The organism is Pseudomonas sp. 09C 129 (assembly GCF_002843625.1).
GTDB lineage: Bacteria > Pseudomonadota > Gammaproteobacteria > Pseudomonadales > Pseudomonadaceae > Aquipseudomonas > Aquipseudomonas chlororaphis.
In genome coordinates this window covers 4,475,269-4,500,434 of sequence record NZ_CP025261.1, presented here as the reverse complement: position 1 = coordinate 4,500,434, position 25,166 = coordinate 4,475,269, and the positions used below count along the sequence as shown (strand labels likewise).

Genomic DNA, 25,166 nt, shown 5'->3' with positions numbered 1-25,166 from the left:
GAACGCGCCATGTCTATCCGTGAACTGCTCAACCCAACCAACTCCGCCCTGATCCTGATCGACCACCAGCCGCAGATGTCCTTCGGCGTGCAGTCGATCGACCGCCAGACCCTGAAGAACAACACCGTGGGCCTGGCCAAGGCGGCGAAGATCTTCAACGTGCCGACCATTTTCACTTCGGTGGAAACCGAGAGCTTCAGCGGCTACATCTGGCCGGAACTGCTCAGCGTGTTCCCCGACCATCAGCCGATCGAGCGCACCTCGATGAACTCCTGGGAGGACAAGAAACTGGTGGACGCGGTGAAGGCTACCGGGCGCAAGAAACTGATCATGGCCGCGCTGTGGACCGAGGTCTGCCTGAACTTCCCGGCTCTGGAAGCCCTGGCCGAAGGCTACGAGGTGTACATCGTCACCGACGCTTCCGGCGGCACCACCCAGGAAGCCCACGACATGTCGGTGCAGCGCATGATCCAGGCCGGCGCGGTGCCGGTGACCTGGCAGCAAGTGCTGCTCGAGTTCCAGCGCGACTGGGCGCACAAGGACACCTACGACGCGGTGATGGACCTGGTGCGCGAGCACAGCGGCGCCTACGGCATGGGCGTGGATTACGCCTACACCATGGTGCACAAGGCGCCGCAGCGGCAGGTCAAGTAAGGCTGTCGCCAACGACCATCGGCCGACGCAACCCGCTTGCCTCGGCCGATGGTCGTTAGCGGTAAAAAACATCCGGACTGCACAGCGTTCCCACGACTCAAGGACCGTCATGAAACAGACCCTCGATTCCTCCCGTAGCGCGGCCTCCCTTTCGCCCTGGAGCCCGCTCAAGCATGGCCTGTTTCGCGGGCTGTGGCTGGCCAGCATCGCCTCGAACATCGGTACCTGGATGCACGAGGTGGGCGCCGGCTGGCTGATGACCTCGCTGTCGGCCAGCCCGATGACGGTGGCGCTGGTGCAGGTGGCCGCCGCGGCGCCGATGTTTTTCCTCGCGCTGCCGGCGGGGGCGCTGGCCGATATCGTCGACAAGCGCCGCTACCTGTTGCTGGTGCAGGGCTGGATGGCCAGCGTCGCCATGCTCCTGGCGTTCCTGACCCTCAGCGGCCTGATGACGGTGCCCTTGTTGCTGCTGTTGACCCTGGCCATGGGCATCGGCACGGCCCTGATGATGCCGGCCTGGTCGGCCCTGACCCCGGAACTGGTGCCCGCCGGCGAATTGCCCGCGGCCATCGCCTTGAGCAGCGTCGGGACCAACGTGGCGCGCGCCGTCGGCCCGGCCATCGCCGGGGTCCTGGTGAGTCTGGCCGGGCCCTGGGCGACCTTCGCGGTGAATGCGCTGTCGTTCTTCGCGGTGATCGCCGTGCTCGCCTGCTGGCGGCGCGAGCCGAAGGTCGCGGTGTTGCCGGCGGAGCGGCTGTTCAGTGCGATCCGCGTGGGCTGGCGCTACGCCCGCAGTTCCCATCCGCTGCAACGGGTGCTGATTCGCACCCTGGGGTTCTTCTTCGGCGCCAGCGCCGGCATGTCCTTGCTGCCGTTGATCGTGCGCGGCGAGTTGCAGGGCAGCGCGACCCAGTTCGGCGTGTTGCTCGGCAGCGTCGGCCTTGGCGCGGTGCTGGGGGCGATGCTGTTGCCAAAGCTGCGCCAGCGCCTGGCGGTGGATCGCCTGGTGGCGCTGGCCAGCGTGACCTACGCCCTGGTGCTGTTCGCCCTGGCCTGGCTGCGCGACTTCTATCTGTTGATCCCGGTGATGCTGATCAGCGGCGGCGCCTGGATCGCCGTGCTCTCGAGTTTCCAGGTGGCGGCCCAGACTTCGGTGCCGGCCTGGGTGCGGGCACGAGCGCTGGCGGTGTATATCCTGATGTTCTTCGGCAGCATGGCCCTGGGCGGGTTGCTCTGGGGCTGGGTGGCCAGCCTGTTGTCCATGAGCGTTGCCCTGAGCCTGGCGGCAGCGGTGCTGCTGGCCGGGGTCGGGCTGACCTGGCGGGTCGGCTTGCCCCAGCGCAGCGCCGAAGACCTGGCGCCGTCGCTGCACTGGCCGCAACCGCTGCTCGGCGCCGACCAGGACCTGGAACGCGGGCCGGTGATGATCAGCCTGGAATACGACATCGCCCCCGAACACGCCCAGGCCTTCCAGCAGGCAATGAACCCGGTGCGGCGCATGCGCCAGCGCAACGGTTCGTTTTCCTGGTGCCTGCTGCAGGACAGCGAAAACCCGCGCCTGTGGTGCGAGATGTTCTTCGACGAATCCTGGGTCGGCCACCTGCGCCACCACGAGCGGGTGACCCGCGCCGAGCTGAAGATCGAGGCCGCCGCCCGCCGCTTCCAGAGCGACGGGGTGAAGATCCGGATTCGTCATTTGCTCAAGGGGCAGGGCTGAAGGGGCATCTGGTGGTCGGATGCGGGCTTTCACGTACCTGTAGCCGCTGCCGCAGGCTGCGATAGGACCGAAGGTCCTCCAGCGGTCTCAAGACCCAGCGCCCGCTATGCGGTCGATCGCAGCCTGCGGCAGCGGCTACAGCGATTGGGCGTTCTCAGGTTGTGCATTTGGCCTTTGTAGGAGCAGCCGGTCGACGCTCGATTGCTCGCGAAAAAAGCTCGTGGCTTGAGCGGCTTTTCTCTTTGATTTGTAGGGCATTTCCGAGAGAATCGCCGGGTTACATTTCTGCGGTTTTGGCGTCTTGTGCCTGTTGAATGTTCGGGGCTAGGCTGCCCCGGTTGCTGCAAAATCAGCGATCGGGACTGCAAGCCCGAACAAGCAAGAAGCGCTAGACGCACACACGGAATCGTTGAGATGTCAGCTCGATTTATGGTGGCTGCGTGCGGGAGACTTTCGGGTCTGCCGGGTTTGCTTCTTCTTCCCGGTCTTGCAGACCTGCACGTAGCCGCCACCCATCATCTGCAAGTGATGCTGGCGGTCTTCATCAAAGAAGGAGCCGCGTCATGAAAAAGATCGTCCCCGATCCGCCCATTCTTTCGCCCAGCCGCGAACAAATAGTTCAGCTGGAAATTCCCAATCAAACCCTTCTTCAGGCACTGGAAAGTCGCGTTGAGGGTGAGCCTTTGCACCGTGCTTTGCAGGAAACCGGCAGCAGCACGTTCGGTTGTCATGACGGCAACGGCCGTCCGCTATTCGCCGTTCGCCCTGGCGTCAGCGCCGAGGAGGCGTTGTTGCATGTGTCGTTGTTGCTCAAGTGCGCCGAGGAGACGGCGGATGAGATCACCAGTGCCAGCGGGATCGAGCGGGGCTTGATCTGGTCGATGATTCATTCGGTGGAAATGGCGCGGGCGGTGGTGGATGCGTTGCTGGATGGGGCGCGAAGGCAGGGAGCAGCGCAGACGTTTTGAGGCGGGAGGGCATCGCACACCCGTCGAACGGCCGCAGAGGGGCAGGGGAAAAAGGCGAACGCCCCTTGTGCAACTCGGTCAGGCTGGTTGACGCGAACGAATAGGCGCTAGCGGCTGTCAGCCGCTGCGGTCGAGGGCTTCCACCGGCCCCTGGGCGCCTGTCAACGTCGAAAAAAGGCCCGGGGACGCAAGCCCCCGGGCCGGTGCCGGTCACGGCATTTCCGGCAGTTCCTGCGCACGCAGATCGAACACCAGCACTTCGGCATCCACGCCCTTGCTCAAAGTCAGCGCCTGTTCCTCGCGGACCCGCACACCATCGCCTTCCTGCAAGAGCAGGCCGTTGAGGTCGACCGAGCCGCGGGCCACATGCACGTAGGCGTAGCGGTTGGCGTCGAGCTTGAGGGTGGCGCTTTCCTGGCCGTCGATCAGCCCGGCATACACCCGCGCATCCTGGCGCACCTGCAGCGAACCGTCGGCCCCCTCGGGGGAGATGATCAGTTGCAGGCGGCCGCGTTTTTGCCGTGGGCTGAAATGCTCTTGCTGGTAACGTGGCTTGGCGCCGCTGACGTCCGGCACTATCCAGATCTGCAGGAAGTGCACCGGCTGGGTGGCCGAGTGGTTGTACTCGCTGTGCGCCACGCCGCTGCCGGCGCTCATCAGTTGCACGTCGCCAGGGCGGATCACCGAACCGGTGCCCAGGGTGTCCTTGTGTTCCAGGGCGCCTTCGAGCACATAGGAGAAAATCTCCATGTCCCGGTGCGGGTGTTGGCCGAAGCCTTTGCCGGCGGCGACCCGGTCGTCGTTGATCACCAGCAGGTCGGAAAAACCCTGCTCCCGCGGGTTGCGATAGTTGGCGAAGGAAAAGGTGTGGAACGACTTCAACCAACCGTGGTTGGCGGCGCCGCGATCAGAGGCTTTGCGAAGGGTCAGCATGAGGGAATCTCCTGTCGGAACGGGAATTCGTCCGGTTGAGGAGAAGGCTAATGTTTACCCTGCGGCGCAATAAGTAGATGGAAACTGAAATACTGTCCTGTTCAGGTTGACAATTTTGTGCGATGAATCACGTATTCTTGCCCGATGAGCGCGCGCCGTCCGGGCATAATGTCCAGGGTCGGCGTTATGCTTCCAACCCTTTGATATCAGTGATATTTACCCATGAAAACCGTGGCAATGGTGTTGTTTCCAGACTTTCTCCTGCTCGACATGGCCGGGCCCATGGAGGTGTTTTCCATCGCCAACCGTTATCTGGAGCCGAAGGACCATTACCAGCTCTCGACAATCGGTACCGAGCACGGCGCGTTGCGCGCTTCCAACGGCGTCAAGGTGCAGGCCGATCTGCATATCGACCAGGCGCGCGGCAGCTATGACCTGCTGCTGGTGCCCGGCGGGCCGGGGGCCTACAACGAAAAGCACCGCCCCTTGCTCGACTGGCTGGCGGCGGCCGTGCGCCGCTCGGCGGTCTATGGCTCGATCTGCACCGGGGCCTTCATCCTCGGGCATGCCGGTTTGCTCGACGGGTATCGGGTGACAACCCACTGGCACTACACGGAACGCCTGATCCGGGCCTTCCCCGAGGCGACGGTGGAGACCGACCAGATCTTTGTCGAGGATCGCAACCTGATCACCTCGGGCGGGGTCACCGCCGGCATCGACCTGGCGCTGGCGGTGGTCGCCCGGGACCACGGCAAGAAAGTCGCCCAGGACGTGGCCAAGGTGTTGCTGGTGGTGATGAAGCGCCAGGGCGGGCAGGCGCAGTTCAGCCCGTTGATGGCCACGGTGGCGCCGCAGGAGACGCCGGTGACCCGGGTGCAGAACCATGTGCTCGAACACCTGGAAGAAGCCTTCAGCATCGAGCGCATGGCCAGCCTGGCGAACATGAGTTCGCGGCATTTCGCCCGGGTGTTTGCCCGGGAGGTGAACATGACGCCCATGGAGTTCCTGCAAAGCGCGCGCATCGACCGCGCCAGGAACCTGCTGGAAACCAGCGACCTGCCGCTCAAGACCGTGGCCTACAAAAGCGGCTTCGGCAGCGTGCGGCACATGCGCTTCCTGTTCGGCGAAAAGCTCGGCCTGACCCCCACCCAGTACCGCGAACAGTTCAGCTAGCGCCGGCTTGTCCGTCTGGCGCACCGCGATGGCCGTGACGCTCCCTCCAGGGCGGTTGTACCGTCATCGGTGCCTGCCAAGATACCGGGGAACTCTCGGAAATGGAGGTGCGGGAGCCTGGCGCCGGCCAGGTTTCCAGCATGTGGATACGCATGAACAGCATCAGAGATTTGAACGGCGACGGACTGCTGCGGTTCGGCCCCTACGCCTTCCACCTGCGGCAGCGGCTGGTCCTGGACGGCGACCGGCCGTTGCGCATGGGCGGGCGTGCCCTGGACATCCTGCGGGTGCTGGTCGAGCGCGCCGGCCAGGTGGTGGGCAAGGACGAATTGATCGCTCGTGTCTGGCCGAACTCGGTGGTCGAGGACATCAACCTGCGCGTGCACATCGCCGCCCTGCGCCGCGCCCTCGGCGAGGGCCAGGACGGGCAAGGCTACATCGTCAACATTCCGCAGCGCGGTTACTGCTTCACCGCCCCGGTGCGGCGTGAGGCGCAAGGGGAGCCGGTCGCGCTGGCGAGCCTGCACAAGCCCCAGCACAACCTGCCGGCACGGTTGACCCCGGTCATCGGTCGCGACCCGGTGGTCGGCAGCCTGGTCCGGCAGTTGCCGGTGCGCCGGTTCATGACCCTGGTCGGTCCGGCGGGGATCGGCAAGACCACGGTCGCGCTGCAGGTCGCCGAGCTGCTGTTGCAGCACTACCGCGACGGCGTGTGGTTCATCGACCTGGCGAGCATCGACAACCCGGCGCAATTGGTCGAGCACCTCAGGCACAGCCTCGAACTGGACGCCGGCCTGGAGGCGCTGGCAACCCGGCATGCCTTGCTGGTGCTGGACAATTGCGAGCATCTGCTCGAACGCTGCCGGGCCGTGGTCGAGCCGTTGCTGGCCTCGGCGCCACGGCTGTCGATCCTGGCCACCAGCCGCGAACCGCTGCGGGTTTCGGGGGAGGCGGTGCATGGCCTGGCGGCCTTGTCGGTGCCGCCGGCCTCGTCGTTGCACAGCGTGGCGGAAGTCATGAGCCATTCGGCGGTGCAGCTGTTGGTCAGCCGTGCCCGGGCCCGCCAGCAAGGCTTTGCCTTGCGGGAACAGGACCTGGCCGCGGTGCGCGAAATCTGTCGGCGGCTCGATGGCTTGCCATTGGCCATCGAGCTGGCGGCGGCGCAGATCGATGCGCTGGCGCTGGTGGGGCTGCAAGCGCAGCTGGACAACTGCTTTCAATTGCTGACCCAGGGCCGGCGCACCGCCGTGGCCCGGCATCGGACGCTCGAGTCCGCCCTGGACTGGAGCTATCAGCGGCTGAGCCCGCTGGAGCAAAGCCTGTTGCAGCGCCTGGCGGTGTTCGACATGGCCTTCACTGTGCAGGCCGCCACCGACGTCATCAGCTGTGCGGTGCTGCGGCCCGAGTGCGTGGCCGAGGTGATGGCGCAACTGGCGCGCAAATCGCTGCTGGTGGTGGAGCCCGGCCAGGGCACGACGCATTACCGCTTTCTCAACACTACCCGCGCCTACGCGCTGCAGAAGCTGGAACACAGCGGGCAATTGCGGGTGTTCGAAAGGCGGCATGCCCACGCCATCGGCAAGGCCCGCTGGCTGTCAGTCAGGCACCTGTCGTTGCAGCTCATCGAGCAGCTCCCGGACGCGGGTTAGGTCCGGCGTGGCAAAACCTTCGGTGAAGCGGGCGTAGAGCGGTTCGAGCAGCTCATGGGCGCGCCGGGCCTGGCCCTGGCGCTGCCAGAGCCGGGCCAGCGAGGTGGCGCTGCGCAATTCCCAGGTCAGTGCGCTCTGGGCCCTGGCCACTGCCAACGCCTGGTGCAGCACTGCTTCGGCGGCGTCAGGCGCATTGTCGGTCAGCAGCGCCTCGGCCCGGGTGCGCAGGATCTCCGCCGTGCTCCAGCCCGCGGTGCCGCTTTCGGCCCGTTGCAGCAAGGCGTTGTCGATGAAAGCGCCGTCCAGGGTCACCATGATTTCGCCGATCAGCCCGGTGCCGGATTGCGGCGGCGAGAACTCCGGGGCGCCTTCGATGACCTGCGCATAGTGCCGGCCCCAGGTGTAGAACAGCAGCACCGAATGCTTCTGCGCCTGCTCCAGCAGCAGGCGCAGGAGTTCGCGGGCGGTCGCGGCGTCGCCGTTGTAGTGGGCGATCAGGCAGCCGGCCAGGGCCAGGGTGTAGCAGATAGAGGTGCCGTGGTTGATCTGCAGGGCGATGTCCAGGGCCTGGCGCGCGGTGCGCCAGGCCTGTTCCGGATGGCCTTGCAGCCAGAGGATCCGCGCCAGGATCGTCAGGGCGGCGACGCTCTGGTCGTACTGCACGCCAAAGCCGCGGGTGAAGCGGCTCAGATTGCCGCTCTGGGCCATCAGCTGGATGACTTGCTCGGCCTGGTCCCGGGCCCGTGGTTGGTCGCCGGCGAAGTGCAGGGCCAGCACCTGCAGGCGCTGGGTGCTGAGGGACATCGCGGTCGGGCCGGCGCCGCGCCGCGCCAGGTGGTCGAACTGCCGGCTTTGCTCCAGGGCCAGTTGGTAGTGACCGCAACTGAGGTTGACCGCCATGTGCCCGGACACCGCCTTGAGCTGGGCGGCCACATCGTCGGTGCTTTCGGCCAGGGCCCTGGCCGCGACGAAGGCCTCGATGGCCTCGGTGCTGCTGCCCTGGGTGTGGTAGCAGGCGCTGCCGAGGGCCAGCTTGAGGGCCTGGGTCAGGCGCGGGCAGGCCTCGCCCGCCGCGTGCAGCAGGGCCAGGGCCTGGCGCACATAGCCGCCGTGTTCCTTGAGCAGCGACAGCTCCTGCCACAGCGGTGCGGAGGCCGCGGCCAGGTGGATCGCCAGCTGTTGCGGGCCCTGGGCATTCAAGCCCCAGTCGAGTGCCGCGCGGATGTCTTCCAGGCTGCGGGCGTGCCGCTCGACCCACAGCGTCGAGGGCGTCTGCTCCCAGTCGTCCCGGGCCTGATGCATCAAGGCCAGGCAACGCTCGGCGTGGCGCCTGCGGGTAGCCGGCAGTTCGGCGGCCTGCTCGAGTTTTTCCAGGGCATAGCTGCGGGTGGTGTCCAGCAGGCGATAGAACACTTCCTCGTCGCCGACCTCCACGTTCAGCAGGGACTTGGCCACCAACTGGGTGATCGCGGTAAAAACCGCGCTGGCTTCGATGTGCGCGTCGACGATCACCGCCGCGGCCGATGGCAGGGTGAAGCCGCCCCTGAATACGCCCAGCCGGCGCAGGCAGGCCTGCTCGCAGGCGCTGAGCAGTTCGAAGCTCCAGTCCAGGGTGGCGCGCAGGGTCTGATGACGGCCCGGGGTGACCTGGCAGCCCTGGGTCAGCAGGCGGAAACTGCCGTGCAACTGGCTGAGCAAGCCCGCGAGCCCCAGGTTGCCGACCTGGGCGGCGGCCAGTTCGATGGCCAGGGGAATGCCGTCCAGGCGCCGGCAGATATCGATCGCCAGGGGCAGTTCGTCCTGGCTCAGTTCGAAGCTGTCGTGGCTGGCCATCGCCCGCTCGACGAACAATTGCAGGGCCGAGAAAGTCAGGGCCTGGGCGCGGTCCAGCACCGCGATGGGCGGTGGGCAATCCAGGGACTCCAGGCGTTGCACGAATTCGCCCTCGGCCCGCAGGCTCTCGCGGCTGGTGGCCAGGACATGCACTTGTGGTGCAGCGCGCAGGATGCTTTCGCAGAGCGGCGCGATGGCATCGAGCAGGTGCTCGCAGTTGTCGATCACCAGCAGCATCTGCCGCTCGCGCAGGAAGTTCGCCAGGCTGGCCAGCGGTTCGTCGTCGTGCAGCGCCAGGTCGAGCAGGGTCGCCAGGTGGCTGGTGATCATCCGTGGGTCGTTGAGCGGGGCCAGGTCCAGCAGGCGGATGCCGTCCCGGTACTGGCCGATCAGCTGTTCGGCGACCCGCAGGGCCACGGTGGTCTTGCCGATGCCGCCGGGGCCGACCAGGGTGATGAAGCGCTGGCGCGCCAGTTGCGTCATCACATTGTCCACCAGGGCCTGGCGCCCGATCAGGCGGGTGCGGCGCACCGGCAGGTTATGCCCGCCCGGCTCGGCCGAAGGGGCTTTGGAGCCTTGCTCGAAGCGCTCGGGGGCGAACGGCTCCAGGGCGAAGGGCGCGACGAAGCTGTAGCCGCGCTGGGCCACGGTGACGATATAGCGCTGGCCGGCCTGGCCGTCGCCCAGGGCCTTGCGCAGCGCCGCCATGTGCACCCGCAGGTTGGTGTCTTCGACCACGCTCCTGGGCCAGACCCGGGCGATCAGTTGCTGCTTGCTGACCACTTCGCCGGCGTGTTCCAGCAGGATCAGCAGGATGTCCATGGAGCGGCGGCCCAGGCGCAAGGGCCGCTCGGCTTCCAGGATCAGGCGTTGCCCGGGGTAGATCCGGTAGGGGCCGAAATGCACAGCCTGTTCGGGGGGTAGGGTCAACGGCTCACTCCTGTTGCTGTTTTTTTTATCCTCCCCGTGGCACCTGCGCGGGGCGGGCGGACGAAGGGCACGGCCTTCTATCCCGCGGTTTTCGAGCATGTTCCTCAGGTTTCCTGAACAACGCAACGCAACGCGGACGGGCGTGCCTCGAGTGCGCTAGCCGCAGCAATCTTCTTGCCAGCGATGGGCCCCGTATTTATTGGCCGCGGCCTTGGCGACGAGCGGGCAGGGGCGGTGCCTGGGCCCTTGAAAATTAACAACGTTTAACTCGCCCTGGGTCCGCCCTACGGCCAAAACTCCAGACCTTCACGGTCGCCAACCGCAGGGACGGTCGGGTGTGCCGCGCGCAGGAAAAAGGGATGAACACCTCTGGAGGATGCCGGAATGAGCAAGGTGGTGGTGGTCTATCACAGTGGCTATGGCCATACCCGGGTCATGGCCGAAGCCGTGGCCCAGGGGGTGGAGAGTCACCTGGGCAGCGCCTGCCGGCTGATTCCGGTGGAGGCGGTGCACGAGCAGTGGGAGTGCCTGCACCAGGCCGACGCCATCATCTTCGGCGCGCCGACCTACATGGGCAGCGCCTCGGCGCCGTTCAAGGGGTTCATGGAGGCCACCGCGGCGTTCTACCTGGCCCAGCCCTGGCGCGACAAGCTCGCCGCCGGCTTCACCAATTCCGGTTGCCTGTGTGGCGACAAGCTCAACACCCTGGTGCAGATGGCGGTCTTCGCGGCCCAGCACTCGATGATCTGGGTCGGCCTCGACCTGCTGCCGGCGCGCTCCAGCCGCGGGGTATTCGATGGCCAGTTGAATCGCCTCGGCAGTTCCCTGGGCGCCATGGCCCAGTCGAATGTCGAACAGTCCCCCGAACACGCGCCGCCCCTGGAAGACCGCCGCACCGCCGCGCACCTGGGCGAGCGGGTGGCGCGCCTGGCCGAGCGCCTGGGCCATTCATCGATTTGAGTCACCCAACCCCCTGAAGGAGCAAAAACGCCATGAGCACATTCACCACCCGCGACGGTACCGAGATCTATTACAAGGACTGGGGCAGCGGCCAACCCGTCGTCTTCAGCCATGGCTGGCCGCTGAATGCCGACAGCTGGGAGGCACAGATGATCTTCCTGGCATCCAGGGGCTACCGGGTCATCGCCCATGACCGCCGCGGGCATGGCCGTTCCAGCCAGCCCTGGTCGGGCAACGAGATGGACACCTATGCCGACGACCTGGCGCAGTTGATCGAACGCCTGGACCTGCGGAACGCGGTGCTGTTCGGCTTCTCCACCGGCGGTGGCGAAGTGGCGCGCTACATCGGTCGCCACGGCACGGCGCGGGTTGCCAAGGCCGGGCTGATTTCCGCGGTGCCGCCACTGATGCTCAGGACCGCGGCCAACCCCGGCGGCCTGCCGATCGAGGTCTTCGACGGCCTGCGCGAAGCGTCCCTGGCCGACCGTTCGCAGCTGTACAAGGACGTCGCCAGCGGGCCGTTCTTCGGCTTCAACCAGCCTGGCGCCAAGCCGTCCCAGGGCATGATCGACTGGTTCTGGATGCAGGGCATGACGGCGGGCCACAAGAACGCCTATGACTGCATCAAGGCCTTCTCCGAAACCGACTTCACCGAAGACCTGAAGAAGTTCGACGTGCCGACCCTGGTGGTGCACGGCGACGCCGACCAGATCGTGCCGATCGAAGCCGCCGGCATCGCCTCGGCCAAGCTGGTCAAGGGCGCTAAGCTGCTGGTCTACCCAGGCGCGCCCCATGGCCTGACCGACACCCACAAGGATCAGCTCAACGCCGACCTGCTGGCGTTCATCGAGGCCTGAGTGGTTCGGCGACCTGCGCCTGATCCATGAAAAAACGCCGGGAGGTTTTGCCCCCCGGCGTTTTTTATTGTCGGCCCTCGAGCGTGCCGCGGCCTTATGCGCTCGCCTGGTCGAGGCAGGGGCGGGCGCCCAGGACCCGGCACCGCCAGGCGAACGGATTGATGCCTTCGCTGTGGGTGAAGATGTGGCAGAAGTGCGCCTGGTCGCAGAAGCCGCATTCCAGGCTGATCTGCGTCAGGGTCAGGTCGGTGTTGCGGATCAGTTGCTTGGCCCGGGCGATGCGCTGGCAGCGAATCCATTCCTGGGGCGACAGGCCGGTGCTGCACTTGAAGGCGCGGGAGAAATGGCTGCGGGACAGGGCGCAGGCGCGGGCGAGTTCGGTGACTTCCAGGGTGTCGCTCAGGCCGTCGAGGATCATTTGCTTGACCAGGCTTTCGCGCCAGGGAGAAAGGCCGCCGGGGGTGGTTTTTCGGGGTTGCGGGACGGACGCCCTGACGGCGTTGTGCTGAGCGTGGGCCATGACGAAATTCCGTGTCGGTGGGCATGCGCCGGCGCACCGCGGGGTGGGTCGGGCGCTTCCCGATTTAGAAAACAGGTCTGCGCAGAGGGCTTCATTCTTGGTGGCGGGGCGGTGGGCTTGCGAGTTAAACGTTGTTAATTCCGCTCAGCCGCAGGTTGCGTATCCGCGGCAACTGAGCACATGGCTGCAATTTTTCCGTGGGGCAGGCGTGCATGCTCCCGCAAGCCGCAAGCCGGGGCGGCCTACCGCTGGATAGTTCGTACAGGGCTGACAAGACAAGGGGACCGTACCGATGAACCGTAACGATCTGCGCCGCATCGACATGAACCTGCTGGTGATTTTCGAGGCCCTGATGTTCGAAAAGAACCTGACCCGGGTCGCCGAAAAACTGTTCATGGGCCAACCCGCGGTGAGCGCCGCGCTGGGCCGCCTGCGCGACCTGTTCGACGATCCGCTGCTGTTGCGCAACGGTCGCAGCATGGAGCCGACGGCCCGGGCGCTGGTGATCCTCAAGGAGCTGCAACCGGCGATGGACGCGATCTCGGGCGCGGTCAGCCGGGCCAAGGAGTTCGACCCGGCGACCAGCTGCGACCTGTTCCGCATCGGCCTCTCGGACGATGCCGAGTTCGGTCTGTTTCCGCCGCTGTTGAGCCGGTTGCGCGAGGAGGCTCCGGGCATAGTCGTGGTGGTGCGCCGGGCCAACTACCTGTTGATGCCGGCCTTGCTGGCCTCCGGGGAGATCTCGGTCGGGGTCAGCTACACCACTGAATTGCCGGCCAATGCCAAGCGCAAGAAGCTGCGGGACATCGGCTGCAAGGTGCTGCGCGGCGACAACCGGCCCGAACCCTTGACCCTCGATGAATACTGCCGGCGGCCCCACGCCATGGTGTCGTTCTCCGGCGACCTGAGCGGCAATATCGACCTCGACCTGGCCAAGGTCGGGCGCAGCCGCCGGGTGGTGTTGGGGGTGCCGCAGTTCAGCGGTCTGCGGGCCTTGCTCGCCGGCACCGAGATGATCGCCACCGTGCCCGACTACGCGGCCTGTGCCCTGGTCGAAGGCTGCGCCTTGCGCGCCGAGGACCCGCCGTTCGCCATCGAGGCGGCGCAGCTGTCCATGGCCTGGAGCGGGGTGCATGACAACGATCCGGCCGAGCGCTGGTTGCGCTCGCGGATCGCCCAGTTCATGTCCGAGCCCTTGAAGATCCACGGCGCCTAGGCGCGGGCGGTCGATCCGGTCCCTGCGGCAAGAGAGCACATACATTCAATTTTTCCCGACCGCGCAGCGGCACCATGCAATCTCGGCGTCGATGCCGGGGATTTTCAAATTGTGCGGGTGCGCCAATGAACGCTTCACCATGGGATGCACGGGCCCGGGACCTCGGGCTGCTGTTTCTGCGAGTCAGCGCCGGGCTGTTTCTGCTGTGGGTGCACGGCCTGCCGAAACTGCTCGACTACAGCGCGCAACTGCAACGCATCGAAGACCCGTTCCGACTGGGCGCCAACCTGACGCTGATGCTGGCGATTTTCGCCGAGGTGCTGTGCCCGTTGCTGATTGTCGCCGGGGTGGCGGTACGCCTGGCGTGCCTGCCGATCCTCGCGGTGCTGCTGGTGGCACTGCTGGTGGTGCATCCGCAGTGGAGCCTGGCCGAAGGCCAGTTCGCCTGGCTGTTGTTGATCCTGTTCAGCAGCATTTTTATCGCCGGCCCGGGACGGCTGGCCCTCAATGATCGTTTCGCCGGAGCCTTGCGTCATGTCTGATTCCAATCGCCTCGAAGCCACTGCGCGGCCGGACTCCGATGAGGTCGTGACGCTGATCGTCAAGCACCGGGTCAAGGCTGGCCTGGAAGCGCCCTATGAAGCCTGGTTGCGGCGCATTGTCGGGGTTGCCGGGCAGTACGAGGGGCACCTGGGCGTGGACGTGATTCGCGGCAAGAGCGGCGGCCTCGACCTGTTCACCTGCGTGCTGCGCTTTTGCTCCACCGAGGCGATGCAGCGCTGGCTCGACTCGCCGCAACGCCGGACGCTGGTGGACGAAGCCGCGCCGATGCTGGCCGACGGCGACCAGACCGAAGTCCACCCGGTCCATGAGTTCTGGTTTTCCATCCAGACCGACGCCGCTTCGCCACCGCCACGCTGGAAGCAGGCGCTGTTGACTATGCTGGTAATTCTGCCGCACACCCTGCTGGTGCCGCTGATCTGGGGGCCTGTGCTGCAACTGAATGCCTGGCTTGGCAATTACGTGGTCGCCACTTTCCTGATCACCCTGACCATCGTGCTCTCGGTGGTCTATCTGTTCATGCCCTTGGCGACCCGGCTGTTCGCCCCCTGGTTGCAAGCCTCTGCCACCGATCGACACCTGGAGCCCGGCCATGGCCAATAACGATGACCCGACCGATCCGCTGCGCCGCCACTTGCTCGCAGCCGGGTCCTTGCTCAGCGCCGCGGCGGCTTTCTGGCCGCGCCTGTCCCTTGCCTCTTCCCATTCAGAAGGACATCCGATGAACGCCGATCTGATTCTGTTCAATGGTCAATTCCACACCGTCGACCGCGAGAAGCCCCGCGCCAGCGCGGTCGCCATCAGCCAGGGGCGCTTCGTCGCCGTGGGCACCGATGCCGAGGCCATGGCCCTGCGCGGCGGCGCCACCCAGGTCATCGACCTCAAGGGGCGCACGGTGATCCCCGGCCTCAACGACTCGCACCTGCACCTGATCCGCGGTGGCCTGAACTACAACCTGGAACTGCGCTGGGAAGGCGTGCCGTCGCTGGCCGACGCCCTGCGCATGCTCAAGGACCAGGCCGACCGCACGCCAACCCCGCAGTGGGTGCGGGTGGTGGGCGGCTGGAACGAGTTCCAGTTCGCCGAAAAACGCATGCCGACCCTGGAAGAACTCAACCAGGCGGCGCCGGACACCCCGGTGTTCGTCCTGCACCTGTACGACCGCGCCTTGCTCAACCGCGCAGCCTTGCGGGTCGCCGGCTACACCCGCAACACGCCGAACCCGCCGGGTGGCGAGATCGTGCGCGACAGCAACGGCGAGCCCACCGGCATGCTGGTGGCGCGGCCGAACGCGATGATTCTCTATTCGACCCTGGCCAAGGGGCCGAAGCTGCCGCTGGAATACCAGGTCAACTCGACCCGCCAGTTCATGCGTGAACTCAATCGCCTCGGCCTGACCAGCGCCATCGATGCCGGCGGCGGTTTCCAGAACTACCCGGACGACTACGCGGTGATCGAGCAACTGGCCCGTGAGCAGCAGTTGACGGTGCGCATTGCCTACAACCTGTTCACCCAGAAGCCCAAGGAAGAACTCACCGACTTCAAGAACTGGACCGGCAGCGTCAAGCTGCACCAGGGCGACGACTTCCTGCGCCATAACGGCGCCGGGGAAATGCTGGTGTTCTCCGCCGCCGACTTCGAGGACTTCCTCGAACCGCGTCCGGACCTGCCGCAGACCATGGAGCAGGAACTGGAACCGGTGGTGCGCCATCTGGTGGAACAGCGCTGGCCGTTCCGCCTGCACGCCACCTACGACGAATCGATCTCGCGCATGCTCGACGTGTTCGAGAAGGTCAACCGCGACATTCCGTTCAATGGCCTGCCGTGGTTCTTCGACCACGCTGAAACCATCACGCCGAAAAACATCGAGCGGGTTCGTGCCCTCGGCGGCGGCATCGCGATCCAGGACCGCATGGCGTTCCAGGGCGAATACTTCGTCGATCGCTACGGCGCCAAGGCCGCCGAACAGACCCCGCCGATCAAACGCATGCTGGCCGAAGGTGTGCCGGTGGGCGCCGGCACCGATGCCACCCGGGTCTCCAGCTACAACCCCTGGACGTCCCTGTACTGGATGGTCAGCGGCAAGACCGTGGGCGGCATGGAGCTGCATGCCGAAGGCCTGCCGCGGCAGACCGCGCTGGAACTGTTCACCCATGGCAGCGCCTGGTTCTCCTCGGAGCAGGGCAAGAAGGGCCAGATCAAAGTCGGCCAGCTGGCGGACCTGGCGGCCCTGTCCGCGGACTTCTTCAGCATCGAGGAAGAGGCCATCAAGTGGATCGAGTCGGTGCTGACCGTGGTCGACGGCAAGGTGGTGTACGCCGCCGGCGACTTCTCCAAGCTCTCGCCACCGATGGTGCCGGTGCTGCCGGACTGGTCGCCGGTGGTCAAGGTGCCGGGGCACTGGCGTCCGACCTCGCCGCTGGTGGCCCAGGTGCACCAGTGCAGCGGCCCGTGCGCGGTGCATGCCCACAGCCACGAGCGGGCGCGCCTGTCGAATGTGCCGGTCAGTGACTTCCAGGGTTTCTGGGGCGCCTTCGGCTGCTCGTGCTTTGCCTTCTGACGATCAACAACAGTGCCGGCCGCAGTGGCCGGCACCCATAGCGACATCCATCCACCTAGGAGTTTCACATGAGCAACGTACCCTACAAACGTCTGGACATTAATGACGCCGTTGTCCTGCTGGTCGATCACCAGACCGGCCTGATCTCGCTGGTCCAGGATTTCTCGCCAAACGAGTTCAAGAACAACGTGCTGGCCCTGGCCGACTGCGCCAAGTTCTTCAAGCTGCCGACCATCCTCACCACCAGCTTCGAATCCGGCCCGAACGGCCCGCTGGTGCCCGAGCTGAAACAGATGTTCCCGGATGCGCCCTACATCGCTCGCCCAGGCCAGATCAATGCCTGGGACAACGAAGACTTCGTCAAGGCGATCAAGGCCACCGGCCGCAAGCAACTGATCATCGCTGGCGTGGTGACCGACGTCTGCGTGGCGTTCCCGACCCTGTGTGCACTGGAAGAAGGTTTTGACGTGTTCGTCGTGACCGACGCTTCCGGTACCTTCAACGAGGTGGTGCAGCAGGCTGCCTGGGCCCGCATGGCCGCCGCCGGCGCACAGCTGGTCAACTGGTTCTCCGTGGCGTGCGAGTTGCAGCGCGACTGGCGCAACGACATGGAAGGCCTGGCCAACCTGCTGTCGCAGCGTATCCCGAACTATCGCAACCTGATGAACAGCTACTCGGCGTTCACTGCCAAGTAAACCTTGCGCTACCGCTGGCACGAATGAATGCCCGCCATTGTGCGGGCATTTTTTTGCCTCGCGGACACCGCGATCCCTGTAGCCGCTGGCGTAGCCTGCGATCGGCGGCGTAGCCGTCGTCAAACCAGGCGAGGTGGTTTTCCAGGCAGATCGCGGACTCAGGTTTTGCGGCAACTGCGTTGCCGTTCGCAGCCTCGCAAGCTCGGCAGCGGCTACACAGGCATCGCGGTCCTTGTAGCCGCTGCCGCAGGCTGCGATCGGCGGCGCAGCCGTCGTCAAATCAGGCGAGCTGGTTTTCCAGGCAGATCGCGGACTCAGGTTTTGCGGCAACTGCGTTGCCGTTCGCAGCCTCGCAAGTTCGGCAGCGGCTACACAGGTATCGCGGTCCCTGTAGCCGCTGCCGCAGGCTGCGATCGGCGGCGCAGCCGTCGTCAAACCAGGCGAGCTGGTTTTCCAGGCAGATCGCGGACTCAGGTTTTGCGGCAACTGCGTTGCCGTTCGCAGCCTCGCAAGCTCGGCAGGGCTACACAGGTATCGCGGTCCCTGTAGCCGCTGCCGCAGGCTGCGATCGGCGGCGCAGCCGTCGTCAAACCAGGTGATGTGGTTTTCCAGGCAGATCGCGGACTCAGGTTTTGCGGCAACTGCGTTGCCGTTCGCAGCCTCGCAAGTTCGGCAGCGGCTACACAGGCATCGCGGTCCTTGTAGCCGCTGCCGCAGGCTGCGATCGGCGGCCCAGCCGTCGTAAAACCAGGCGATGTGGTTTTCCAGGTGGAATGAGGTGCCGGAACGCGAAAAAGCCGCTATAAAGCGTTCAGCTGTCAACCAGAGAGTGACAATGAACCCGTTCGAAGACATGCGTATTTTTTGCCAGGTCATGGACGCCGGCAGCTTCACCGCGGCGGCGGATCAGCTGGGCCTGTCCAAGCAGTTCGTCAGCCGGCGCCTGATGCAGCTGGAAGAGCGCCTGGGCGTGCGCCTGCTCAATCGCTCGACCCGGCGCCTGGACGTGACGCCTCTGGGCCAGAGCTACTACGAGTCGGCCCTGCGCCTGCTCAGCGAAGTCGAACAGGTGGAGCAGGGCATCGCCGGCCAGACCGTCGAACCCCGGGGCACCATTCGCCTGAGCGCGCCGCTGTCGTTCGCCATGGCCCATCTGGGGGAGCTGTTGCCGCTGTTCCTGCGGCGTTATCGCGATGTCGCGGTCGAGGTCGATCTCAGCGACCGGCCGGTGGACTTGCTCGGCGAGGGCTACGACCTGGCCTTGCGCATCGGCGTGCTGGAAGACTCGACGCTGATCGCCCGGCGCATCGCCTCGATCCAGCGGGTGTATTGCGCCAGCCCGGCGTACCTGGCCGAGCGCGGCACCCCGTTCAGGCCCGAGGAGTTGCAGGGCCACGACTGCTTGCCTTACGGCCATGGCCGCCAGGTGCAGTGGCGTTTCGAAGGGCAGGGCAATAAGCCCTTGCTGGTCAACGTCACCGGCAGGATGCGGGTCAACAACGGCGAATTGCTCAAGGACGCGGCCATCGCCGGCATGGGCATTACCTATCTGCCGACCTTTATCGTCGAGGCCGCGCTCAAGGACGGGCTGTTGGTATCGGTGCTGGACGGCTTCGAGCCCGCGCCCCTGGCCTTGTCGGCGGTCTACCCGCAGCACCGCCAGGGTTCGCGGCCGGTGCAGGTGTTTATCGAGTTCCTGCGCGAACAGCTGAATCGCGGCGTGGCTTCGGTCGCGCGATAAGGCGTGGGGAGAATGCGCTGGCGTTGGCGGGGGCTGTCCGGTGTAGCCCGGTGCCATCCGGGGCAGCTGCCGGCTCAGCGCCCGAACCCCGCCGGCTCTCCCAACAATGCCTTTTGCCGCCAGGCGAGTGCGCTGGTGGGGAACAGCACTTCGGTCGGCCGCAAGCGAGCGATGCCGCATGCCGCGGCGATACGCTGGCGTTGCTGCCCTTGGACAAGCGCTTGCCGATAACTGCTTTCGCTCTGTCGCAGCCCCAGCACATAACCCACGCCCGCCTGGAAATCGCCTGCATGGGCTTGCCACCAGGCGGCGATCAACGGTGGGTCGGGCCAGGGCAGGTTCTCATCGGGGTCCATGGCGACATTGGCATCCTCAGGGTCGTCGTTCGGCCCGGCATCGAAATCCGGCAGGTCCTGCAATTCCAGATCGAGCAGCGCCAGGTCGGCGCCAGTCATCAGGCTGAAGGCCTCGCCAGCGACGCGGGCATGAGGCAGGTCGCCCATCTGCTGGATCAGCCAGGGCACACTGACCGGATCGCCCAGCAGCCCGACGGCCTGGATGCCGATGCGCCGCTGCCCGGGGTTCTGCATCAACTGGCGGATCCAGGCGATGCTGTGCTCGCGCTTTTGCCAGGCCAGCCATACGCAGAGCGCGCGGTACTGGAACTCGCCCGCTTGCTCGGCGAACTGGCGCAGTGGCTCCAAAGCTTCCTCGTCGCCCATCTGCGCGGTGGCCCAGTTGGCCCAGAAGCGTGGGGCTGCCTCCTGATGCTGGCGGTGGGCACGAATCGCCGACATCAGGTCACGACGGCGCAACTCGCCGGCAGTACGAGCGGCCCGCGCCAGCACGCCGGGGTCGGCATGGGACAGCCCGGCCAGCAGGGCGGAGCCGGGATCGTGACGGTGCATACCGCAGGCGGCCAGGCCCAGGCGGCGGAACAGGGGCTCGGGGGAGGCGAGCATGCGCTCGATCCAGGGCGATACCCGCTCCCAGTCGAGCCAACCCAAGGCCATCAGATAGCCGCGCTCCGTTTCCACGGCACTGCGCAAGTGCTCGCTGAGCCGCGACAGCACTTGCGCGTTACCCGCCTCGAAGGCCAGCACCACACTGGCGAACAACTCGCCGATAGCGTGCGGGCCGAGTTGAGCCAGCAGAGTCTCGAGGCCGGAGGTGCCGGCGATTCGAAGGCCGTCGAGGTGGGCTTCGAGGCGATTGTCGAGTTTGCTTAGGTCGTCAAGGTTGTAATGCGGTGCACGCATGGCGTAATCGCGCAGGATGGCGAGGAAGCTGGCTTCTTCGGTGTGTTGGAGGAGCGTTTGTGGTATCGAAAAATGCACGGACAGTATCCAATCAGCGATTATCGGGATGTTTCACTTCCGTCCAGCGGTCACCATCGAATACGTAGATATCGCTTTCACCAATCGACCAGAGCAGCCCGTCCTTGGCATTGAGTCGATGGGTAGTGATAGGCGTTTCTGCCACCTTCACTGCAACGATGGTGTTGTCCTCGATACGAGCGATTTCCGCATTTCCCGCAAGATAAATATCCCCGTTGAAACTTTCCAAACCGTACCAGTTGCCGGTGAAGCCCTCTGTCTCAATCAACTGCCAGTGGTTGAACGACCCCTTAAGGACAATGCCTCGGTCACCGCTGATGAAAACGGTGCCATCGTCCAAGCATTTCACACTGGATAAATGTGCGGTCGTTGGGCTGTCATCCTTGAGCCAGCGACTACCGTCGTAGAAATAGATTTCCCCCTTCCAGCCAACCGCATAAAGGTTGTCGTGATCCAGCCCGTCGATATCAAAAAAACCGGTTGCTTTCTCGCGAGTGAGTATCGAATCGGCAATCGACCTCCAGCCGTTACTGTCGCGTTTGTATACCTGGCGACCATAGCCGCAGGCGTACAAAGTATTCCGAATGTTCTTCAGCGACTCCAGGTAACCATAAGGCTGGGTGCGATTGAGCCCGGCACCGGCGATTTGTTCCAAGTTTGTAGGGCCGCCAATCACCAGTTCAGCGACCTCCCCATTTTTTCCCAGTACCCACCAAGCCTTGTAGCCGCTGTACTCGTCGATAATGGCGCTGACGGCTTTCGCCTGGAAATCGAAGTCAGTGTGAAACCAACGGTCGTCGGGGGTTTTGCTGAAGAAACGGCAGAAATTGGTCCTTCCATCGAGACTGTTTGGGAAGGCGATGAGGCCCAGAGAGTTTCGCCGTGGGGAGTGGCCATTCAAAAAAGTGACACTTGTGTTATCCATCACATTCCTGCTCCGCTATTGGTATTGCTTTTTGGCACAAAGCCTTCAGGCGTACGAGTGCCGAATGAGTCGGCCCGCAACATGAGTTTGTCCGACTTACCCGGCCCAACATCCAGGCCCATCTGTTTGTGGGCGGACTCGCTCTGCGCCTGCATGCATGCGGAATCACAACCCTTGACACTGCTGATGGCATCGCAACCGGCTTTGTTCGCCTGGGCGAAATTCCAAGTGCCGGCCGTTTTCTTGACGGCTTGCTGGCCACCCTCCATCTTCGGTTTGCCAGTGGGGGTAAAGAGTTTTTCTTCGTTCATGAACTTATCTTCTGCCACATCGACGATAGCGTGGACGCGGCCATGCTCCTTCACGTTTCCTGCCGCATCGCTGTCGCTCTTGGTCGCACCTTCAAGACAGATACAGGGTGCCTTCACATCATCGTATTTCTCTGTGCCTGGATAGCGGGCGCCTGTTTCGCTTTTCCGCTCCCCTGAAGGAAGGAAGCAATGCGCGGGCACGACATGGTGAGGTGTTTGGCCTCCGCAGCAGCCAAAATCAAAAGGAACGAGGTTGCACTGGAACTGGTCTTTACAATCATCGTCCTTGCACATGCTCTCGCGGGCACCTTTCTTGTTGTAGAACTCGCCCTTACCCGCATCCTTTTCCAGCAATTCAGTCCAGTCCACAGCAGCGTCATCGGTCATGGCGGCCTTCTTTGTGGTGCCGGGTTTGTGGTGCGCCTTTCTTTTATCTTTGTGGGTGTTCTGCTTGACGTGCTTTTCCATGCACTTCGTTGTTTTCTTTGTCTGCTCTTTGCATTCCCCTTCGGGCATGCTCATGGCATCCATGTACATCCAGGGAGGGGTATTACCGGGCAAAGAGGCGTGGTTGTGCGTAGTCATATCCATATGCCGAACCACATTCTCCCCCTCGAACTTCACATCCATCGACCAGGAAGTGAAGTACACCTTGCCTTTGATCTTGCTGGTGATGATGCCCTTTTTCGGCGCGCAACCGGCTTCGTCGCCATAGCTGGTCTTGAAGTAACTCTTGTCCTTGAGCATCACCTCTTTGCGAGTGATCTTGACCGTTCGTGTGCCCCTGGTGGTGTCCTTGGCCATGCCGGTATTGGGGTAGGGAATGGGCACTCCCATCGGAGTCGGCGGAGCCTGGGGCGGAGTGAAGCAGACATCCGGAAAGCAGGCCACTGACTTGCCAGCCGCCGCCTTGCAGGAAACTTCCATATTGTTGGCATACACCTCGTTGCCCATCAGGGGGCCCTCACAGTCTGATAACTGAGCAGCGCGGCGGCGCGTTGGCCGGCGTCGTTGCCGAGGTGGCAGAAGATATTCGGGCCTTCGCCATAGCCCTTGCGGCTGGCGGCCAGGGCCACGGCGAGCATCGCCGGGCCGATGGCGGCGCCGGTTTCGCCGATGCAGTCGGCGGGGTGCCAGAGGTGGAAGAATTCCTTGCGCACCCGCAGGGTGCGGCTCAGGGCCAGGGAGGCTTCCTTGAAGTAGTACTGCTCGCCGGAGATATCGGTCAGGCGGTAGTCCATCTGCTCCAACCCGCAGCCGGCTTCGCTCAGGGCCGCGCGCACGGCCTGGGTCAGGCCGTCGGCGCGCAGCGGAAGGTCTTCGGCCTCCACCGTGGCTTTTTCCACGCCGAAACCCAGGCCGATGCAGGCCAGCTGCGGTGCTTCGCTGGCGGTCGGGGCGTTGACCAGCACGGCGGCGGCACCTTCGCCGGGGATAAAACCGTTGGAGTTCTGGCTGGTGAGCAGGCGTTCGCGCTCTTCGAAAGCGGCCAGGGTCGCTCCGCTGAGGAAGGAGTCGACGCCGGCGATCAGCACGTGGCGATGGCCTTGCTGGTAAATCAGTTTGCGCGCATTGAGCAGGGCGACCGCGCCGCTGACCCGACCACGGGGAATGACATTGGAGCTGCCGTGAAAACGCACGCCCAGCTCATGCTCAATGTCGTGCAGCAGGCTGAGGTCCAGGCCGTCGAGACGGCCGGGGCGGTCGGCCTCCGCCACCCCGAGCAGCAGCGGGGTTTGCTCCGGGTCGACGCCCGGCGTGCCCTGCAGCGCCTCGGCGATGGCCCGCGCCGCCATCTTGACCAGCTTGCTGCGCCCGCGCCAGGGCTGTTCCAGGGGCACGCTGGCAGCGATCAGCCATTCGCCGCCGCGGTCGATAAAGCGGGTCTCCTGGAAGTTATCGATAGCGCAACGGATCGCCGCGCAGCTCGCGGGGGCGCTAAGGCCTACGGCGCTGACCATGCCGGAGCCGATGATGCACAGCGCGGTCATCAGGGCGTCTCCTCGGGCGTGCGTTTGGCTTTCACCAGGGCCGACAGCGACGGGTAGTAATCCTTGCCCAGTTCGCGGGCGCGCCACCAGCCCGTGGACATAGTGCCGACCAGCACCTGAGCGATCTCGAACATGTTGCGTTGTAGCGGACGGGAGACACGCCAGGTCAACTGCACCTGGCACGTGTCGGTGTCGATCAGCAGGGTGTCGATCACCGCCTGCACGGTTTCATGGCCGCCTTTCTTCAGAAAGAAGGTTACCGGCACCTCCATCTGGGGAATGCGAAAGCCCGCGCGCTCCTGGGGCGTGAGGTTGAGCAACAGCACATCCTCGCCACCGCGCAGGTAGTGGGTTTGCTGATCCTCAGGGGCCGCCTGAAAGTAGCGGTGGTCGAAATCCGCCGGCAGAAAGGGAAAGCAGTCGGCCAGCCAGGCCTCGTCGTAGGTGCCGGCGAAGCGGGCGCGTTGTGGCCAGCCACGGCCAAGGGGGCCGAGGGCCATGGGGCGGAAGTCGCCAGAGGGACTGTCGATCGGTTTGCCCAACTCCTCGGTGCTCGGCATCGGCATGCCGACGATGTCGGCACTGTCGGCGCTGCGCGGGTACCAGCCGCAACCGGTCGGATTGTCCAGGTAGCAGTGGCGCAATTGGGGGTCGTTGGCGATCGGATGGCTGCCGCCAAACGCCCGGGCGTAGGAGATCTCCTGCTCGGTAAACGGCTGCGGCAAGCCGGGAGCAACGCCCAACAGCCCCGACTGCCATTGCCGTGGACCGAGGACGGAAAAGGCCTTGCTCATCCGCCCGACGCGAATGCCCGCGGTCAGTTGCGTCACGGGACGCCCGCCTGGGGCGTAGGCCTTGCCGCGCACCAGGACATCGCAGCATGGCTTGACCGGGGCGAAGTCCATTTCCTGCAGCGGCGCGCTGAGGCCGGGCTCGCCGAGAAAAGTGTCGGCCATCAGTAAGGGTTGCTGGGTGTCGGCGAGGGTGGCCGCGCGGCCGTCCAGGGGCAGGTTGAACGTGCCCTTGGCCACCACCACCAGGGATTCGCGGCCATCGGGCGCCAGGCCCTGGGTATAGGCCGCAAGCAGTTGGCTGGCGTTGAGCAGTTCCATAGGCCGGATACCTGTCTAGTTGATCTGCACCGAACCGCCCTTGATGCGGTTGACCCCGCTGGAGCGGCTGGACAGGTAGGCGCCCTGGATGATCACCTTGCCCGCGCGGGTCAGGGTGATGCTGGCCTTGCCGCAACGCAGCACGATTTCGCGCTCGGCGCTCAGTTCCAGGCAATGGTCGTCCAGCCGCACGCTGGCGGCTGGCTCGGGCGGGGCGTCCGCGCCGAGCAGGCGGCCGATCACCAATGGGCAAGCCGGGTCGCCGCCTTCGAACATCAGCGCGACCTGGCCGCCGATATCCGCGGGGCCAAGCCGCGCGGTGCAACGGGCAACGACGCCGCTGCCATCCGGGCAACCCGGGTAAAGGACCCTGGGCGTACTGGCGTGCGGCAGCTCGAGCAGGGTGCCGATGACCACTGCATCGATGCGGGCCTGTATGGGTAGCGGGTGTTGAACCGTCATATACATACCTCCACTGTGCTGGCTCTGTACGAAAAGTGGCTGTGCGCTGGGCGCCTTCGGC

The 25,166-nt window shown here is 65.0% G+C and carries 22 protein-coding genes and 1 pseudogene; 13 read left to right on the top strand and 10 right to left on the bottom strand.

Annotated features, from left to right (window positions below; genetic code table 11):
• Nucleotides 1-9 precede the first annotated feature (9 nt).
• From CXQ81_RS20155 to CXQ81_RS20145, 3 genes are all read left to right on the top strand, one after another.
• Nucleotides 10-654 carry a hydrolase gene (locus CXQ81_RS20155; RefSeq protein WP_009044372.1) on the top strand — a complete coding sequence of 215 codons (645 nt, stop codon included), beginning with the start codon at nucleotides 10-12 and terminating at the stop codon, nucleotides 652-654.
• 109 nt (nucleotides 655-763) lie between these two features.
• Nucleotides 764-2,371, top strand: coding sequence for an MFS transporter (locus CXQ81_RS20150; RefSeq protein WP_101338337.1), 1,608 nt, complete (start codon nucleotides 764-766; stop codon nucleotides 2,369-2,371).
• A gap of 563 nt (nucleotides 2,372-2,934) precedes the next feature.
• A complete protein-coding gene (locus CXQ81_RS20145; protein WP_101338336.1) occupies nucleotides 2,935-3,339 on the top strand; it encodes a DUF6124 family protein in 405 nt (134 codons plus the stop codon).
• A 210-nt stretch (nucleotides 3,340-3,549) separates the two neighbouring features.
• Here the strand turns inward: CXQ81_RS20145 and CXQ81_RS20140 are convergent, their stop codons facing one another.
• A complete protein-coding gene (locus CXQ81_RS20140; protein WP_101338335.1) occupies nucleotides 3,550-4,272 on the bottom strand; it encodes a pirin family protein in 723 nt (240 codons plus the stop codon).
• 222 nt (nucleotides 4,273-4,494) lie between these two features.
• Here CXQ81_RS20140 and CXQ81_RS20135 point away from each other — a divergent pair, with 222 nt between their 5' ends.
• On the top strand, nucleotides 4,495-5,445 hold the full coding sequence (locus CXQ81_RS20135) for a GlxA family transcriptional regulator (protein ID WP_101338334.1): 951 nt from the start codon (nucleotides 4,495-4,497) through the stop codon (nucleotides 5,443-5,445).
• 152 nt (nucleotides 5,446-5,597) lie between these two features.
• On the top strand, nucleotides 5,598-7,094 hold the full coding sequence (locus CXQ81_RS20130; RefSeq protein ID WP_101339451.1) for a winged helix-turn-helix domain-containing protein: 1,497 nt from the start codon (nucleotides 5,598-5,600) through the stop codon (nucleotides 7,092-7,094).
• Here CXQ81_RS20130 and CXQ81_RS20125 read toward each other — a convergent pair.
• Nucleotides 7,041-9,857 (bottom strand): winged helix-turn-helix domain-containing protein, encoded by a 2,817-nt coding sequence (locus tag CXQ81_RS20125; protein WP_101338333.1) that lies wholly within the window; start codon nucleotides 9,855-9,857, stop codon nucleotides 7,041-7,043. The two genes, CXQ81_RS20130 and CXQ81_RS20125, sit on opposite strands and share 54 nt — an antisense overlap.
• A gap of 384 nt (nucleotides 9,858-10,241) precedes the next feature.
• On the opposite strand from CXQ81_RS20125, the gene CXQ81_RS20120 reads away from it, so the two are divergent.
• Together CXQ81_RS20120 and CXQ81_RS20115 are read left to right on the top strand one after the other, a co-directional pair.
• Nucleotides 10,242-10,817, top strand: a complete 576-nt coding sequence (locus CXQ81_RS20120; protein ID WP_101338332.1) for a flavodoxin family protein — start codon at nucleotides 10,242-10,244, stop codon at nucleotides 10,815-10,817.
• Between the two features lie 32 nt (nucleotides 10,818-10,849).
• Complete coding sequence (locus CXQ81_RS20115; RefSeq protein WP_101338331.1) at nucleotides 10,850-11,674, top strand: alpha/beta fold hydrolase; 825 nt, start codon at nucleotides 10,850-10,852, stop codon at nucleotides 11,672-11,674.
• 94 nt (nucleotides 11,675-11,768) lie between these two features.
• Here CXQ81_RS20115 and CXQ81_RS20110 read toward each other — a convergent pair whose 3' ends face one another.
• Complete coding sequence (locus CXQ81_RS20110; protein ID WP_009044359.1) at nucleotides 11,769-12,194, bottom strand: AraC family transcriptional regulator; 426 nt, start codon at nucleotides 12,192-12,194, stop codon at nucleotides 11,769-11,771.
• 292 nt (nucleotides 12,195-12,486) lie between these two features.
• Between CXQ81_RS20110 and CXQ81_RS20105 the strand changes: the two genes are divergently transcribed.
• From CXQ81_RS20105 to CXQ81_RS20080, 6 genes are all read left to right on the top strand, one after another.
• The gene (locus CXQ81_RS20105) at nucleotides 12,487-13,410 is read left to right on the top strand and encodes a LysR family transcriptional regulator (RefSeq protein ID WP_101338330.1); all 924 of its coding nucleotides are present in this window, start codon (nucleotides 12,487-12,489) and stop codon (nucleotides 13,408-13,410) included.
• 125 nt (nucleotides 13,411-13,535) lie between these two features.
• Nucleotides 13,536-13,952, top strand: coding sequence for a DoxX family protein (locus tag CXQ81_RS20100; RefSeq protein WP_101338329.1), 417 nt, complete (start codon nucleotides 13,536-13,538; stop codon nucleotides 13,950-13,952).
• Complete coding sequence (locus CXQ81_RS20095; protein WP_101338328.1) at nucleotides 13,945-14,574, top strand: antibiotic biosynthesis monooxygenase; 630 nt, start codon at nucleotides 13,945-13,947, stop codon at nucleotides 14,572-14,574. Before CXQ81_RS20100 ends, CXQ81_RS20095 begins: the two co-directional genes overlap by 8 nt.
• A 118-nt stretch (nucleotides 14,575-14,692) precedes the next feature.
• Nucleotides 14,693-16,531 carry an amidohydrolase gene (locus CXQ81_RS20090; protein WP_101339450.1) on the top strand — a complete coding sequence of 613 codons (1,839 nt, stop codon included), beginning with the start codon at nucleotides 14,693-14,695 and terminating at the stop codon, nucleotides 16,529-16,531.
• 68 nt (nucleotides 16,532-16,599) lie between these two features.
• The gene (gene ycaC / locus CXQ81_RS20085; protein WP_007924341.1) at nucleotides 16,600-17,226 is read left to right on the top strand and encodes an isochorismate family cysteine hydrolase YcaC; all 627 of its coding nucleotides are present in this window, start codon (nucleotides 16,600-16,602) and stop codon (nucleotides 17,224-17,226) included.
• An 835-nt stretch (nucleotides 17,227-18,061) separates the two neighbouring features.
• Nucleotides 18,062-18,967 (top strand): LysR family transcriptional regulator, encoded by a 906-nt coding sequence (locus tag CXQ81_RS20080; RefSeq protein WP_101338327.1) that lies wholly within the window; start codon nucleotides 18,062-18,064, stop codon nucleotides 18,965-18,967.
• Nucleotides 18,968-19,041: 74 nt separating this feature from the next.
• Here CXQ81_RS20080 and CXQ81_RS20075 read toward each other — a convergent pair whose 3' ends face one another.
• The 7 genes and pseudogenes from CXQ81_RS20075 to CXQ81_RS20050 form a co-directional block, all read right to left on the bottom strand.
• Nucleotides 19,042-20,310, bottom strand: a complete 1,269-nt coding sequence (locus tag CXQ81_RS20075) for a TIGR02270 family protein (RefSeq protein ID WP_371860910.1) — start codon at nucleotides 20,308-20,310, stop codon at nucleotides 19,042-19,044.
• A gap of 7 nt (nucleotides 20,311-20,317) precedes the next feature.
• Nucleotides 20,318-21,229 (bottom strand): hypothetical protein, encoded by a 912-nt coding sequence (locus CXQ81_RS20070; RefSeq protein ID WP_101338325.1) that lies wholly within the window; start codon nucleotides 21,227-21,229, stop codon nucleotides 20,318-20,320.
• A complete protein-coding gene (locus CXQ81_RS31265; RefSeq protein ID WP_371860909.1) occupies nucleotides 21,229-22,056 on the bottom strand; it encodes an HNH/endonuclease VII fold toxin-2 domain-containing protein in 828 nt (275 codons plus the stop codon). Before CXQ81_RS31265 ends, CXQ81_RS20070 begins: the two co-directional genes overlap by 1 nt.
• A gap of 8 nt (nucleotides 22,057-22,064) precedes the next feature.
• Nucleotides 22,065-22,494: pseudogene (locus CXQ81_RS31785) on the bottom strand (DUF4150 domain-containing protein); the annotation flags it as partial.
• Nucleotides 22,494-23,534, bottom strand: coding sequence for a 3-oxoacyl-ACP synthase (locus CXQ81_RS20060; protein ID WP_101339449.1), 1,041 nt, complete (start codon nucleotides 23,532-23,534; stop codon nucleotides 22,494-22,496). The pseudogene CXQ81_RS31785 and the gene CXQ81_RS20060, both read right to left, overlap by 1 nt.
• Nucleotides 23,531-24,643, bottom strand: a complete 1,113-nt coding sequence (locus CXQ81_RS20055; RefSeq protein ID WP_101338323.1) for a DUF2169 domain-containing protein — start codon at nucleotides 24,641-24,643, stop codon at nucleotides 23,531-23,533. The genes CXQ81_RS20060 and CXQ81_RS20055 overlap by 4 nt, the downstream gene beginning before the upstream one ends.
• Before the next feature lie 15 nt (nucleotides 24,644-24,658).
• Nucleotides 24,659-25,105, bottom strand: coding sequence for a DUF6484 domain-containing protein (locus CXQ81_RS20050; protein ID WP_101338322.1), 447 nt, complete (start codon nucleotides 25,103-25,105; stop codon nucleotides 24,659-24,661).
• Nucleotides 25,106-25,166: the final 61 nt, after the last annotated feature.